11 protein-coding genes and 1 pseudogene are annotated in these 13,310 nt (G+C 44.9%); 11 read left to right on the top strand and 1 reads right to left on the bottom strand.

Going from position 1 to position 13,310, the window contains the following annotated elements:
- Positions 1-10 precede the first annotated feature (10 nt).
- The 11 genes and pseudogenes from NSS67_RS23080 to NSS67_RS23030 all read left to right on the top strand — a co-directional run bounded on the left by NSS67_RS23080 (position 11) and on the right by NSS67_RS23030 (position 11,698).
- A complete protein-coding gene (locus tag NSS67_RS23080; RefSeq protein WP_339315971.1) occupies positions 11-1,000 on the top strand; it encodes an iron ABC transporter permease in 990 nt (329 codons plus the stop codon).
- Position 1,001: 1 nt separating this feature from the next.
- Entirely contained in the window at positions 1,002-1,781 is a 780-nt protein-coding gene (locus NSS67_RS23075) for an ABC transporter ATP-binding protein (protein WP_339315970.1), read from the top strand.
- A 39-nt stretch (positions 1,782-1,820) separates the two neighbouring features.
- Positions 1,821-2,348, top strand: coding sequence for a pyridoxamine 5'-phosphate oxidase family protein (locus tag NSS67_RS23070; protein ID WP_339315969.1), 528 nt, complete (start codon positions 1,821-1,823; stop codon positions 2,346-2,348).
- Between the two features lie 3 nt (positions 2,349-2,351).
- Positions 2,352-2,780, top strand: coding sequence for a DinB family protein (locus NSS67_RS23065; RefSeq protein WP_339315968.1), 429 nt, complete (start codon positions 2,352-2,354; stop codon positions 2,778-2,780).
- A 497-nt stretch (positions 2,781-3,277) separates the two neighbouring features.
- A complete protein-coding gene (locus tag NSS67_RS23060; RefSeq protein ID WP_339315967.1) occupies positions 3,278-3,868 on the top strand; it encodes a TetR family transcriptional regulator in 591 nt (196 codons plus the stop codon).
- Positions 3,869-4,005: 137 nt separating this feature from the next.
- Positions 4,006-4,959 (top strand): AraC family transcriptional regulator, encoded by a 954-nt coding sequence (locus tag NSS67_RS23055; RefSeq protein ID WP_339315966.1) that lies wholly within the window; start codon positions 4,006-4,008, stop codon positions 4,957-4,959.
- Between the two features lie 95 nt (positions 4,960-5,054).
- A complete protein-coding gene (locus tag NSS67_RS23050; protein WP_339315965.1) occupies positions 5,055-6,926 on the top strand; it encodes a class I mannose-6-phosphate isomerase in 1,872 nt (623 codons plus the stop codon).
- Positions 6,926-7,918, top strand: a complete 993-nt coding sequence (locus tag NSS67_RS23045) for an ROK family protein (protein WP_339315964.1) — start codon at positions 6,926-6,928, stop codon at positions 7,916-7,918. Before NSS67_RS23050 ends, NSS67_RS23045 begins: the two co-directional genes overlap by 1 nt.
- Positions 7,915-10,425 (top strand): glycoside hydrolase, encoded by a 2,511-nt coding sequence (locus NSS67_RS23040; protein ID WP_339315963.1) that lies wholly within the window; start codon positions 7,915-7,917, stop codon positions 10,423-10,425. Before NSS67_RS23045 ends, NSS67_RS23040 begins: the two co-directional genes overlap by 4 nt.
- Before the next feature lie 319 nt (positions 10,426-10,744).
- Positions 10,745-10,816: pseudogene (locus tag NSS67_RS23035) on the top strand (IS200/IS605 family transposase); the annotation flags it as partial.
- A gap of 138 nt (positions 10,817-10,954) precedes the next feature.
- On the top strand, positions 10,955-11,698 hold the full coding sequence (locus NSS67_RS23030) for an SDR family oxidoreductase (protein WP_339315962.1): 744 nt from the start codon (positions 10,955-10,957) through the stop codon (positions 11,696-11,698).
- 873 nt (positions 11,699-12,571) lie between these two features.
- Here the strand turns inward: NSS67_RS23030 and NSS67_RS23025 are convergent.
- Complete coding sequence (locus tag NSS67_RS23025) at positions 12,572-13,309, bottom strand: LytTR family DNA-binding domain-containing protein (protein ID WP_339315961.1); 738 nt, start codon at positions 13,307-13,309, stop codon at positions 12,572-12,574.
- Between the last annotated feature and the right edge of the window lies 1 nt (position 13,310).

The following is a 13,310-nucleotide window of genomic DNA, read 5'->3' as shown; positions in this document are numbered from 1 at the left end:
GAGACAGCAAGTGATAAATACATCTCGTAGCAGAATAGTTGTTATTGTAACGGTTCTATTAGCGCTCGTTGCCGCGATTATTGCAATCGGACTAGGCTCTGTATTCATTCCGATACCAGACATACTCAGCACGATCTTTGGTTCATCGTCTAAGGCGGTGAATGCCACCATCATATGGGATATTCGATTGCCACGCGTATTACTGGCGATGATCATCGGAGCGAATATAGCGATCTCGGGCGCACTGCTGCAAGCTGTGATGGGTAACCCACTTGCTGATCCTGGGTTGACGGGAGTAACTAGTGGTGCGGCTGCATGTGTGCTTGTTATAATGCTTGCTGCACCACAATATACTCAGTTCATTCCGATTGCTGCTTTTGTTGGTGGGCTAATCGCTGCTGGCATTGTCTATGCATTAGCGTGGAGACGAACCGGCATTTCGCCGATTACCATTATTTTATCTGGCGTTGCTGTGAATGCGCTTTGCGGAGGAGTCATCGGCCTCTTAACAATCATGTACAGCGATAGACTTCCTGCAGCGGTTCAATGGCTTAACGGCAGTCTTGCGGCAAAAGGGAATAATGCTTTGATGATGGTCTTCCCATATGCCATTGCAGGCTGGATCTTATCGTTCTTCGCGATTCGTAAGGCAAACATCATTCGTCTGGGTGATCAGGTGGCTTCGAATCTGGGTGAAAATGTGAACCAAATTCGTATCCTTCTCTCCTTACTGGCAGTATTTTTAGCAGCTATTTCTGTAGCTGCCATTGGAATGATCGGATTTGTCGGCCTAGTTGTACCGCATATGGCGAGATTGCTCGTGGGTTCAGATTATAAATATCTTTTGCCGATGAGTATGGCTCTTGGCGCGTTGGTGCTGTTGATTGCGGATACGGGTGGACGTACCTTATTTGCACCCCTAGATATCCCTGCGGGTATCCTTATGGCTGTGATTGGTGGACCTTATTTTCTATACCTGATGAGAAAGAAGGCGTTCTAACATGTTTACTGTCGATTCCATTTCGATTCGGTATGAGCAGAAAAGCGTGATTAATAACTTCTCTTTTTCCGTAAAAAAGGGTGAGATTGTCTCCATCATAGGACCGAACGGCTCCGGCAAATCTACATTACTCAAAGCAGTATCACGGCTAATTCCTTATCATACGGGTGCGGTCACACTCGATGGTACAGATCTGAAGTCTATGAGCGCCAAACAAGTCGCACGAAAAATGTGCATGCTGAGCCAGAAGAATCAAGCACCTAGTGATATGACTGTGATCGATCTGGTCTCTTATGGTAGGTATCCACACAAAAAGTGGTTTGAAAGATTGAACCAAGAGGATATGGACATAGTACACTGGGCCCTTGAGAAGACACATTTGATGGAATATAAAGACCGAGCAGTGGCTTCATTGTCAGGTGGTGAATCACAGCGTGCCTGGATTGCAATGGCCTTAGCACAGCGTCCGCTCATCATGTTGCTTGACGAACCAACCACGTACTTGGACATTTCTCATCAGCATGAAGTGCTTGAGCTTGTTCGCGAGTTAAATCAAGACATGGGTATGACCGTAGTGATGGTGCTGCATGATCTTAATCAAGCTTCTACTTATAGCGATAGTATTGTTGTAGTGCAGGCGGGTGAGAAGGCGATGTATGGCACTCCCAATGAAGTGATGACAACTGATATGATCCGGGATATATATAGAATGGATGCGGAAGTTCAGTATGTGCCTACAGAGAAGAAACCTCGTATTCATTTGTTGAGTACCGTTCGATAGATTCATGATTACATAACCTATTAATGGAGGGATTTTTAAATGAAAAAGCCTGTAGATGTAGAGAAAAATAAAGAAAACTATTTACAATTTATTAATAAACGTAAGAATCTGATTTTGAGTTTAATCGATGATGAAGGTAAGCCCTTTATTAGTTATGCACCTTTCGTAAAGAAAGACGGCAAACTGTATATCTATATTAGTAAGATCGCAGAGCATTATGGCTATATGGAAAATAATGATTTTGTGGACGCCTTTCTAATTGCGGATGAGTCCGAAACAAACAATAAATTTGCAACTGAGCGTGTGCGCTGGAGCTGTACTTCAAGCAATATTGGCAACGATGGACATGAGGATATCTTTGAGTTGTTCAATGCTGATCATGGTGAGGCTATGCTGAAATTGCTGCGTGGACTGGATTTTTCACTGTTCGAGCTGACCCCTGTGAAGGGGCGTTATGTCGTAGGTTTTGGGCTGGCGTTTGATATTGATGTGGATGCGAATTTGTTCAACCATGTTGTGATCGATAAGAAGAAAGATGAAGAAGCAGCTGTACAAGGGAGCAAATAGACGATGACTATTACTTCAGTACTGCCCATCTGGCAAGCGGTTCAAGAGCGATTTCATAAAATGGTGAAGGCATTGCCGGAAGAAGACTTAAATCTTAAATTAGGGAATTCAACCATCGGAGGTTTGATTTCTCATAGTGCTGAGGTTGAATTTATGTTCGCAGAGTGGTTCTTTGGAAGACCTAAACCTGAAGGAGAACATGCGGCGTATACTACATTAAATGAACTGGTGGATTTGCTGGCGGCTTCCAACGAGAATCTAATTGCAGCAATGCGTGAGCTTCCAGAAGAAGCTTGGCATGTGAATGTAGAATCGAAATTTGGCACATCTACTCCGCTTGAAGCAGTAGGCAGACTTATGTATCACACAGGCATTCATGCCGGACAGATTTCTCTGATACAGAAAAATGCGGTTCGAAGTGAAGTGTTGTAGGTAGATGAGTAGAGTAGACATGGGGAAACGGCAGAAATGCCGTTTTTTTTTGTTGTGTATGGAGTAGGGGGTATTTATTGAAGGTATGTTGCGGACTGTAGCGCAGCTATTTTAGCTTTTTGGCTAATTTTTTTGTTGTAACGGACCGTATAGCTCTTATTGCCGTACTATTACACCTTTTTGGTGGATATTTGAGTGAATAGTTGCATCTGAGTCCGATAGCATGCGAAAATGTCTGAAATCGCGGAAATAAAGGCTTTTGAGTCCGTTCGACAGGAGAGTAAAGGTGAGTGTGGTGTAGATAGCGAGCACTTTAAGGTAATGATAGACTAGTCGATTGTTTATTCGCATGAATTATCTACTGAGTAAATGATCTAGCTTAAGTACATAATATTAGGCATTAACTACGAGTGACAAAGAACCGTTATTGTCAGTTCGTTTTTGAACATTATATGCTATGATAACACCACTAGAAATAGAGCGAGGGGACAATACATATGTCGAGTGATCTTCCATTATCTAAAGAAAACATTTTGGATGCGGCTGAACAAGTGCTCCGGCGTTTTGGCCCGGATAAGACTTCTGTTGTAGATGTAGCAAGGGTGCTTAAAGTAAGTCATGGTACGTTATATAGACATTTTTCCAGTAAATCTGCTTTGCGAGAAGCAGTAACCGAAAGATGGCTGCAGCAAAATATTATAGGTCCACTAGAGATCATTACTCAGCAATTTGATGGGAATGCCAAAGAGCAGCTGCGTTTGTGGTTGGATACTCTAATTCGCAATAAACGGACTTATGCGGTAGATGATTCCGAAATATTCGCTATGTACGCTTCCGTAACTTTAGAAGCAGTAGATATGATCGACACACACGTAAATCAGTTGATTGGGCAAATCGCGAATATCATTGAAAAAGGTTTGAAAAATGAGGAGTTTAGAGTGGTGGAGCCCGTGGTTACGGGGAGAGCTATTTTTAATGCTACTTCGCGCTTCCATCATCCAGCAAATGCGAAAGAGTGGCAGTCAGCTACGATTGATCAGGAATTTGCTTCCGTGTGGGATTTGATTCTATTCGGAATTTCTTCGTAAATTCTTAAAGCGCATTCCACAACGCAAAAATGACGGACTTATAGTGTCTGTTTGAATTGCTATTAGCTGGATATGAGAACAGTAGGGCCAAATCTACAACTTTTTCAGCTTGTATTTCATAAAGAGGGCAGTATACAATGGGAGCGAATAAAGGAGGGATGAACTTGTCGATCCAATCCAGTTTCCGCCGAGCCAATGCTATATGCAATCGACATGTTACAAAAATTCAAGAAACCGGCTTTTCCTTAACTATTTTATATTGGGGATTCATGCCGGCTCATTTCGATAATTCCCTCCACCGTCATTCTTTTTTTGAAGCTTGCTATGTGATGGACGGAGAGGGGAGCTACTATGAACATGACCGGGAGTATGATTTAGTAAAAGGAACAGCATTTCTGTCGACGCCAGGCGTATGGCACCAGATTCGAAGCACTTCCGGATTAACATTATGCTATGTCGCGTTTGAAATAGATGAATCACAAACAGAGCCATTTTTTCTCGAAGTGTATCGACAGCTTGCTGAACGAGGAAACAGTGTTGTTAGCGGGGCCGACTCCTCTTCGACAGGATATTTGTGGCAGGCATTAATAGCTTTGTGTGCAAGCTCAGCCTCAACAATTCCGCTAGCCCTAGAAAAGGTCGCGCACTCGCTGCTGTTGTCCTTCCCAGAATTGCATGGCTTGACACTTACCGAGGGTGAAAGTGTTCAACAACCGATTTCTCCAGGGAGTGCTTTATTTAGGCAAGCCAAGCGTTTCATCGACGATAATTTAGGCAATGAGCTTACGCTTGCGACCGTCGCGAGTCATCTGCATATCTCTTCCCGGCATTTAACCCGATTATTTCAGGAGTATCACAGTCAGTCCTTCGTACATTATATTCAGGAGCGCCGGATGCAGCATGCATCGCAGCTTCTGCTAAATGATTATGTACCTATTAAGGACATTGCATTACAATGCGGATTTCAGTCCGTGCACTACTTTACCCGTGTTTTTACCCGTGAGCTTGGCGTAGCCCCTGCCAAATTTCGCCGTTCGCAATTCTCCGAAGGTCGCTCAGGCAAAAATCATTTCCCTCCGAACATGTCCTGATTGTACAAAAATAGTGCTGTTTCCTTTAAAGACGCTGTCCCCAACAATTTATACAATGTGAACATGCATTGAATATGAGTTGGGAGGCAGCAACAATGGAAGTAAATTATGTCCCGTCTTTTAAATCTACCCCGCTTAATCCTGTAAGACTGCAATGTCATCAGGCAGCGCAGTCGGACATTGGGACTGGCTATGAAGCATGGCTCCGACAAATTGAGGAGCACTGTAATCATCATAATTCCAAAACGTATCATGTAGCTATTGATGGTACCCATGGCGCCGCATTTACAACAATCCTTGAGCAACTGCAAGCGCTATGCAGCCACGAGAACATTGTATATATTGAACTGGATAGTAGGCGTTATATGAAAAGCAGCGCGGAGCTCTTAACGGCGTTTGACCGTTATTTGACCGATAACCGCGCCTTTGGATATATTGCTTCAGATGTCGATTTTAAAGACTACTTCAGACTGCAGGCGCAAGCAGATTGGCAGGCTGACGTTGCCGAAATGCTACATCAATCCTCGAAATCCTTGGGGGAGAATTGCTCCGGCACAATGATTATCACGTATGGACCAGGTGCAGGCTATCTCTCTTCGGATGCCTCACTATCTATATTTTGTGACATTTCACGGGAGCATCAACAACGGCTTCACCGGCAAGGAATGGGTTCGCTGCAATTGGGGAAATGTGTAGATTCAGTAGAGACATATAAACATGCGTTGTTCTTGGAATGGCCGGTATGGGACCAATATCGTAAGCGCTATCTGAATGATTTTGACTATTACATGGATATGAATGATCCTGATCAGCCGACATTCCTTACGCTTCCGTTGCTACGTGCTCTCATGGAAGCCGCCGCGAAGCAGCCAATTCGCGTGAAGCCTTTCTTTGCTCCGGGCATATGGGGTGGTCAGTATTTGAAGAAGCTTTGCGACTTGCCGGAAGAGTGGGAGAACTGCGCCTGGAGCTTTGAGCCGATCGCACCGGAAAATACGATGCTGATTGAAGTATACGGCCATACGCTGGAGCTACCGTTTCCGCTGCTTCTGTCTGCTCATCCGCAGCAAATTATGGGAGAGCGGAATGTCCAGCTGTTCGGAGATTACTTCCCGATCCGCTTCGATTATCTGGATACCATTGGGGGAGATAATCTGTCTTTGCAGGTTCATCCTCGTCAAGCCTATATTGAGGAAACCTTTAACGAGACGATGACCCAGCAGGAGTCCTATTACATCATGGAGCAAGAGGAAGGAATAGCCCCCTTTGTAGCACTTGGCTTTACTGAAGGAACGACCGGAGAGCAATTGCTGAAAGCGGTGGATAACGCTCATGCATCGCGAGTGCCGCTCGCTGTCGAACAATATGTGAATGTGTTGGATTCTTGCAAAGGAGATTTGTTCCTTATTCCACCCGGAGCTGTTCATTTCTCGGGCAAAGGCAATCTCGTGCTGGAAATCTCGTCTACCACCTGGTGGTTCACCTTCAAGATTTACGACCACCTGCGTCTGGACAAAGATGGCTTGCCGCGACCAATTAACCACGACCATGCAAGCCGCAATATGAATGACAGCTTCGATACGCGTTATGTTAATGAGCAGCTGGTGTCATCTCCTGTCATTTCTCGCGTACAGGGCAGCAGTGTGGAGGAATTGCTGGGAGAGCGTGAAGACTTGCTGTTTCAGGTCAAAAGACTAAAGCTGAATGGTGAATGGCTCGACGATACGAACGGTCAATTTCTCATGTTCAATCTAGTCGAAGGCAATCGTGTTCGTCTTACACCGCTGAACAATGAGGAGGCCACTGTGGAATGGGGGTATGCAGAGTCCTACATTGTTCCCGCCGCAGTAGGGAAATTTCGGATTGAATCCATTGGTGACACAACATGCAGCTTAATCGTTGCCCAGGTTTCTCCAAATTGGCATACACCGTTACTGCCCCATCATTGGCAGGCTGGTGAAGCGTAATGGAGTCGGAGGTCTTACTGCAGACCGGGTTAATGACGACCATTGCTATCGATGCTGGAGGAACATATTTGAAGGCTGGCGTTCTAAAGAACGGCATTCTTTTGCCCGAGCTTTCTTTCATTCGGCCATCGCATTCGAATGGAACCTCGGAACAGATCGTCGGCGGCTTGGCAGATCTTATTCTGGAACTGTCAACCGCCTATAGAGCGCTGCTAGGTATCGAAGACTATACAGCAGGATTTGTAATAGGACTTGCCTTTCCGGGACCCTTCGAATATGAGTCAGGTATTTCACGTATCCAGGGGCTGAATAAATATGATTCCATTTACGGCCTTAATCTAAAAGCATTGCTGCGGGATGAATTAACTCGGCGTGCAGAGCTAAATTCTTCTTGGCCATGGTTGTCCGAGCTAGCAGCGGCACCTATCCGGCTGAGCAATGATGCTGTTCTGTTCTCCCTTGGTGTCAGCAGATTGTTTCCGGAGGACAAAATGGTATGCCTTACGCTGGGAACAGGGCTTGGGTCCACTTTTATCGAGAAGCAAAAGGTGGTTTTGGGCAGATCAGGCATACCGGCCACAGGCATGCTATATGAAGAAATGTTTAACGAAGAACGAGTGGATGATGTGTTAGGTAGTAGAGGTATATTGTCGTTGGCGGATAGCCTTCATGCTCGTTCAAGCGATGACAGTGTGCAGAATCTAGCTTTTGCTGCCCAATCAGGTGATCCCTCCGCCATCCAGGTATGGAAGATATACGGCCAACGGCTTGGTCTCATACTGCGTCCTTATATATCAGCCTTTCGGCCCGACAAACTTGTTCTTGGCGGACAAATCGCCAAAAGTCGAGAATTATTTGAAGACAGCTTGCAGAGCGCGCTGATGCCGGAGCAGGTGGTGCTATATTATGAGAACGATGTGCAGGGGCAAGTGTTCTATGGCATTCAACAAATGTTTGACACCATTCATAACATAAAGGAGTTCTCAGAATGAATCTTCAACAACAATTGGAGCAGACTACTATTCCGATGCCTGCACGCAGGTGGAAAATTTACGCAATTCACCATTCCCACACAGATCTAGGTTATACCGAGCGGCAGGAGAAAATTGAACAATACCATGTCGATTTTATTCGCCAGGCACTGCGTATTGTCCAAGATGCTCATAACGGGACCCAACCCGATTGGCAAGGATTCCGTTGGACGTGCGAGACCTTTTGGGCTGTGGAGCAGTTTTTGCAGCAGGCCAGCGTGGATGAGCAGCGGGCTTTTGCCGAAGCCGTTCTTCGGGGCGACATCGAATTATCCGGCACATACCTCAATATGACCGAGCTGCCGGATTACAAGCTGCTAAGCAAAATTCATAGTAAAGCGCAGGCGTACGCCCGTTCCATTGGACATCAGGTGGACAGCGCTATGACGGCAGATATTAACGGTTACAGCTGGGGGTATGCCGATAGTCTGCTGCAAAATGGCATCCAGCATTTATTCAGTTGTATTCATACCCATCACGGCATGTACCCGCTTGGGCGCAAGCAGCTTCCGTTCTGGTGGGAAGCGCCTAGCGGTGAGCGGCTCTTGGTGTGGAACGGCGAACACTACATGATTGGCAACGAGCTTGGGCTATGCCCGGGAGCGCTTGGCAAATATATAATCCGCGACGAGATCGATCATAAGCTCGTTGAGCCGGAAGAGATTCACGATCAGATTGCTAATATCCGAATTCATCGCTATATCGCCCAATTGGAGGCAGAACAGCATCCGTTTCAGTTCGTGCCCGTTATGCTATCTGGACTGCCAACGGACAATGGAGCACCGAACAGTGCGATCATCGAATGGATTGGAAAATGGAATCGTCAGCACGGTGAGCATATTTCCATTGAAATGATCAGCCTGAGTCAATTTTTCGAGCAATTGAAGCAGGAAGGACTGGATGATCTACCTGTTCATGCAGGGGATTGGCCGGATTGGTGGACGGATGGCGTCAGCTCAACACCGATGCATACCCAGATTTACCGTGATGCACAGCGCACACTCCGTAAGGTAGAAAAGCTGGATCCTCACCGGAGGCACGTGAGTGATCAGGAGCTGGAGTCTGTCGAGCAGGCATTAGTCCTGTATGCAGAGCATACCTGGGGCTATCACTCCTCCATTTTTGAACCTTGGCACAAAAATGTACAAATGCTGGAGGTACGCAAGCAGACACATGCCGCAGAAGCAAGCCGTTTAGCTTATCGTGCGCTGGATACTGTGCTGTTGGCTGAGAATGGAGCGACATTATATCCTGGCCGTCCATATCGTTTCCGAGTAACGAATACGTCTGAGCTTGAAATCACTGAGCTGGTACAGCTGAGGCTGGAGGGATGGGAGCCGGATGAGCTTCAGAGTGGCGTAGAGGTCATCCGCGAAGACACTGGAGAAGTATTGCCTAAGCAATCATTACACCCACAAATAATCATCACCGAGCTGACGTTGAAGGGACTACAGACCTGCATGCTGACCTTGCGTCCGCTACCGCCGAAGTCTGCAAGCTCAGATATAACGGTATCGAACACGAAGCTGATCGGCAGTGACCGGGTGTATGATATGGTCGATATTTATCCGGCTTTGCCGGAAGGAAGTACTCCATTACCAATCACGCTGTCTCAGAATGGGCTGGAGTCTCCGTTTATCTCTCTGAAATGGTCGGAAACTGGCGGTATTACCTCATGGTACGATAAGGAGGCCGACAAAGAATTGCTGCGGCCAGATGCACTTTACGGTGCTTTTACACCGATTTATGAGGTTACGGTTCCTACTGAGGAATCTGACGCCTCTAAAGTTTGGGCTGTTCGGGCACGCATGGGACGCAACCGTAAAGGTTTGGGTGTGCAGCGGTCGATCGGCCGGCTTGCCTCTGTAAAAGAACTGGAAAACGGTCCGCTATATGCTACGCTGGAACTGGGCTACCAGTTGAAGGGGATCTCCTATTTCTCCTTATTTCTTAAGGTATACACTAAGATCAACCGTATAGATATCTCGGTCCGCTTCCACAAGGACAGTGTCTGGAGTCCGGAAAATGTGTATCTTGCGCTGCCGTTTACCGCTGGGGACACGAAGCAAGAAACTTTATATGCGGATAAGTCCGGCAGTCTCGTACGCCCTTGGAAAGACCAAATTCCGGGAAGCTGTCTGGACTACTCCGCCGTACAAGCAGGTATCGCTTGGCAGGATGAAGAGCGTTCCCTGATGCTGGCGACTCCAGATACACCGCTGATCCAATTGGGGGCGCTGGATTACGGCAGGAGGCAGCTTCATACCCAGCAGGAGCCTGACGCCAAGCCGGAAACCTACGCTTGGATCATGACCAACTACTGGGAGACAAATTTCAAAGCAACCTTGGGCGGATTTTATGAGTTTCAGTACTACGTTGCTATAGGCGATAAGATGGATCCAACTTGCATTACTTCATCTCTTAACAGTCTTATTGAGCCATTTGTTGTAACCCGATCTCGCGTCTAAGGCAATAATACTCACTTTAACCGCGAATTGTGGAGTTATCTCTTCATGGTTTACGTATCCATCCACAACCTCAGACGAGGTTGTGACTTAGTGACTGGAGAATCGGTGCATGTTATAAACCTTCAAGCGAATGCCTTGTGATATGGTTGAATGTGGAATAAGGCGCCTTGTTGGAAACATCCTGATAGATGGTAGTTCTGTACTTATATAGTAGAAGAGCAGCTCTCGCTTGTTGAGCTGCTTTTTGATTTAGGCTTTAGCCAGTTGAAATGCGCGAAACAAAAAAACCACCTGCTATGCGGGTGGAGGGATTAAGGGTTTGGTCAACAAGAACTATAGTTTAGCTCACACGAAGTGGATGTATAAATTCCACATTGTGTTCACCCCGAAGTAATGGTAGCAATACCCCGAAAAATTCAGTATCATCATTTCTTTGGTGACAAAAATAAATAATTGTCACTTGTCATTTTCTAATCGCCGGATTATAATCAGACCAACAAGAACGGCAAATGAACAGGGGGAAATAATCATGGATCATCATTTAGCTGGTAAAGTAGCTTTGGTAACAGGTGCTTCAAGAGGAATGGGACGGGAAATCGCTAATAATTTAACACTCCATGGAGCGAAGGTCGTTGTTAATTATGCAAGTAGTTCAGGCAAGGCGGAGGAAGTTGTGAGCGAAATTAAGCAAAAAGGCGGAGAGGCAATCGCCATCCAAGCGGATATCAGCCGAGTGGCCGAACTTGAACTACTATTCCAAACTACACTGGAAGCTTATGGGCAAATCGATATTCTCGTTAACAACGCAGGCATTATGATTACGAAGCCGATTGCGAGCATGTCAGAAGAAGACTTCGACAAACAATTTGCAATCAATGTAAAGGGAACATTCTTTGCCTGCCAACAAGCGGCTAAACATATGAGTGAGAACGGACGGATCATTAATTTCTCGACATCAGTTACAGGTCAGATGTTTCCCACCTATAGCGTATATGCGGGGACAAAGGGAGCTGTGGAACAAATCACCCGTCAGTTGGCCAAAGAATTTGGACGAAAAGGAATTACGATTAATGCGGTCTCACCGGGTCCAGTGAATACGGAGCTATTTACCATGGGTAAGTCACCTGAAGAGATTGCAAACGTTGGGAATATGAATTCTTTCGGACGTTTAGGTGAGCCTGAGGATATCTCGAGTGTAGTGCTATTTCTAGCCAGTAAGGAATCACAGTGGGTTACGGGTCAGACGATTCGTGTGAACGGGGGATTCATTTAAGAGGTTAGAAAATTCTATAATGTGTAAAATGGCTTATCGGATGGGTGTCTTCACTTGGAGAAACATACCTATCTCGTCGCTTTACATACAAAGAGTGATGTCTTGTGAATCGAATCGTTAAAGACGAAGCATATAATCAATGTATAATATCAGTAATGTCTGCGAATTTGGAAAAGAGACCGCTGTGTTTATCTGCAGCGGTGTCGAACAAATTAAGAATAGTGTTGATATCATTGGCATATTCAATTTTGCACAAAAGAAAATCAAATGGGACTTCCGCCTCGACAATAAGCGCTGTGGTGGTTATTGTGTTGAGTAAATATAAGAGCAATTTTGTTTAGGACAGGATTACACATGTTAGAGACTATTTAATTTATCATGAAGATAAAGTAAGAATGAAGCATCAGCCCTCTTAACGAATAACATTATGAGGACATGCATGAAGATGAAAAAATTCGGATACTCACAACTAAAGTCTAAAGTCGCTGGCAGCGTCTCAATAGGCTCTTTGTGCTGTGCAAAATCAATCAAATGGAGTGAGAAGCGACGAGGCCATTGGTTCTCATCGCTGTAAGCATAATCACGCACGGTTCAGGATGGTGTCAAACCCATCACTGTGAACAATAAAAACAGTCAACGTCTCTTTTTCTAATATTGTACCTAATGATATTCTGGCTTTTAATCCGCATTTCTCAGTTTCTATCATAATAATTCGATAGCCGTAAGTTAGCAAAGACTGTCGTTCTTCTATGTGCCTATCTCTGAGGAGGATGCATAAAATTGCTTGCTAAATTAAAGTGGTTGAAAAAATGCGGATCCAATATAACTTGAAAAAGAGAATTCTAATGAACGATCTTTGTCCTCACATCATCACTATACTCTTTGAAGAGTAGGTTCGCAGAGAGTACTCGTATGAACTTCTATCACATCCTTCTTATACAATCGGCCCAAAGGAAGTATGTCCTTGTTTGTCATTACTACCGTACTGGAAGTGAATTTTTTGATATGCCTCATGTTTACAATGGCAGATTTATGTATTTGATAGAAATTTATATCGAGTCTCTCTGAGAGCTGGGTCAATGTTATAGAAGAATATATTACCTGATCCAGGGTGGTTATTTTAACATGTGATTTATCTACTTTGACCAATGATATAACTTCAAATGTTTGCAGAATAACCTCTCCATCCGTTGTTTTTAGCTTGATACGTGGATAAACGGCGGTATTTATATATACGAATGCTCTTTGCAATAATGCATGGAATGTTTCGTAAAGTAGGGGTTTTAACTGATAATAAAATGGTTGTACATTAAAACTATCAATCATATATTCGGGAGAATCAGCTAAGAAAATGATCTGGACGTTATAATCTGGTTGAGCGCGAATTTTGAGTACAGTGTCTAACCCGCTGATGCCGGACATTTCGATATCCATAAAGATTAAGTGGAAGGTATATCGGCCGGGAAGACTATAATAGTATAGTAATTCCTCTCCCGACGGAAAATATTGCACATAAAAGGTATTTGTAGATTTTTTTGAAAATTCTAAAAAGAAATCTTTTAACTGCTGAAGCATTTTTTCGTCATCATCGCATACTGCAATATGCAACAAT

Origin of the sequence: Paenibacillus sp. FSL R10-2734, from assembly GCF_037963865.1 — a bacterium.
Classification (GTDB): Bacteria; Bacillota; Bacilli; order Paenibacillales; family Paenibacillaceae; genus Paenibacillus_AQ.
The sequence above is the reverse complement of the archived record's forward strand: the minus strand, read 5'-3'. Positions and strand labels throughout refer to the sequence as shown.

Bases quoted from the DNA above. Each gene is read 5' to 3' on its own strand.
- NSS67_RS23075 (WP_339315970.1), top strand. From the start codon at position 1,002: ATGTTTACTGTCGATTCCATTTCGATTCGGTATGAGCAGAAAAGCGTG.
- NSS67_RS23070 (WP_339315969.1), top strand. From the start codon at position 1,821: ATGAAAAAGCCTGTAGATGTAGAGAAAAATAAAGAAAACTATTTACAA.
- NSS67_RS23065 (WP_339315968.1), top strand. From the start codon at position 2,352: ATGACTATTACTTCAGTACTGCCCATCTGGCAAGCGGTTCAAGAGCGA.
- NSS67_RS23060 (WP_339315967.1), top strand. From the start codon at position 3,278: ATGTCGAGTGATCTTCCATTATCTAAAGAAAACATTTTGGATGCGGCT.
- NSS67_RS23055 (WP_339315966.1), top strand. From the start codon at position 4,006: ATGGGAGCGAATAAAGGAGGGATGAACTTGTCGATCCAATCCAGTTTC.
- NSS67_RS23050 (WP_339315965.1), top strand. From the start codon at position 5,055: ATGGAAGTAAATTATGTCCCGTCTTTTAAATCTACCCCGCTTAATCCT.
- NSS67_RS23045 (WP_339315964.1), top strand. From the start codon at position 6,926: ATGGAGTCGGAGGTCTTACTGCAGACCGGGTTAATGACGACCATTGCT.
- NSS67_RS23040 (WP_339315963.1), top strand. From the start codon at position 7,915: ATGAATCTTCAACAACAATTGGAGCAGACTACTATTCCGATGCCTGCA.
- NSS67_RS23030 (WP_339315962.1), top strand. From the start codon at position 10,955: ATGGATCATCATTTAGCTGGTAAAGTAGCTTTGGTAACAGGTGCTTCA.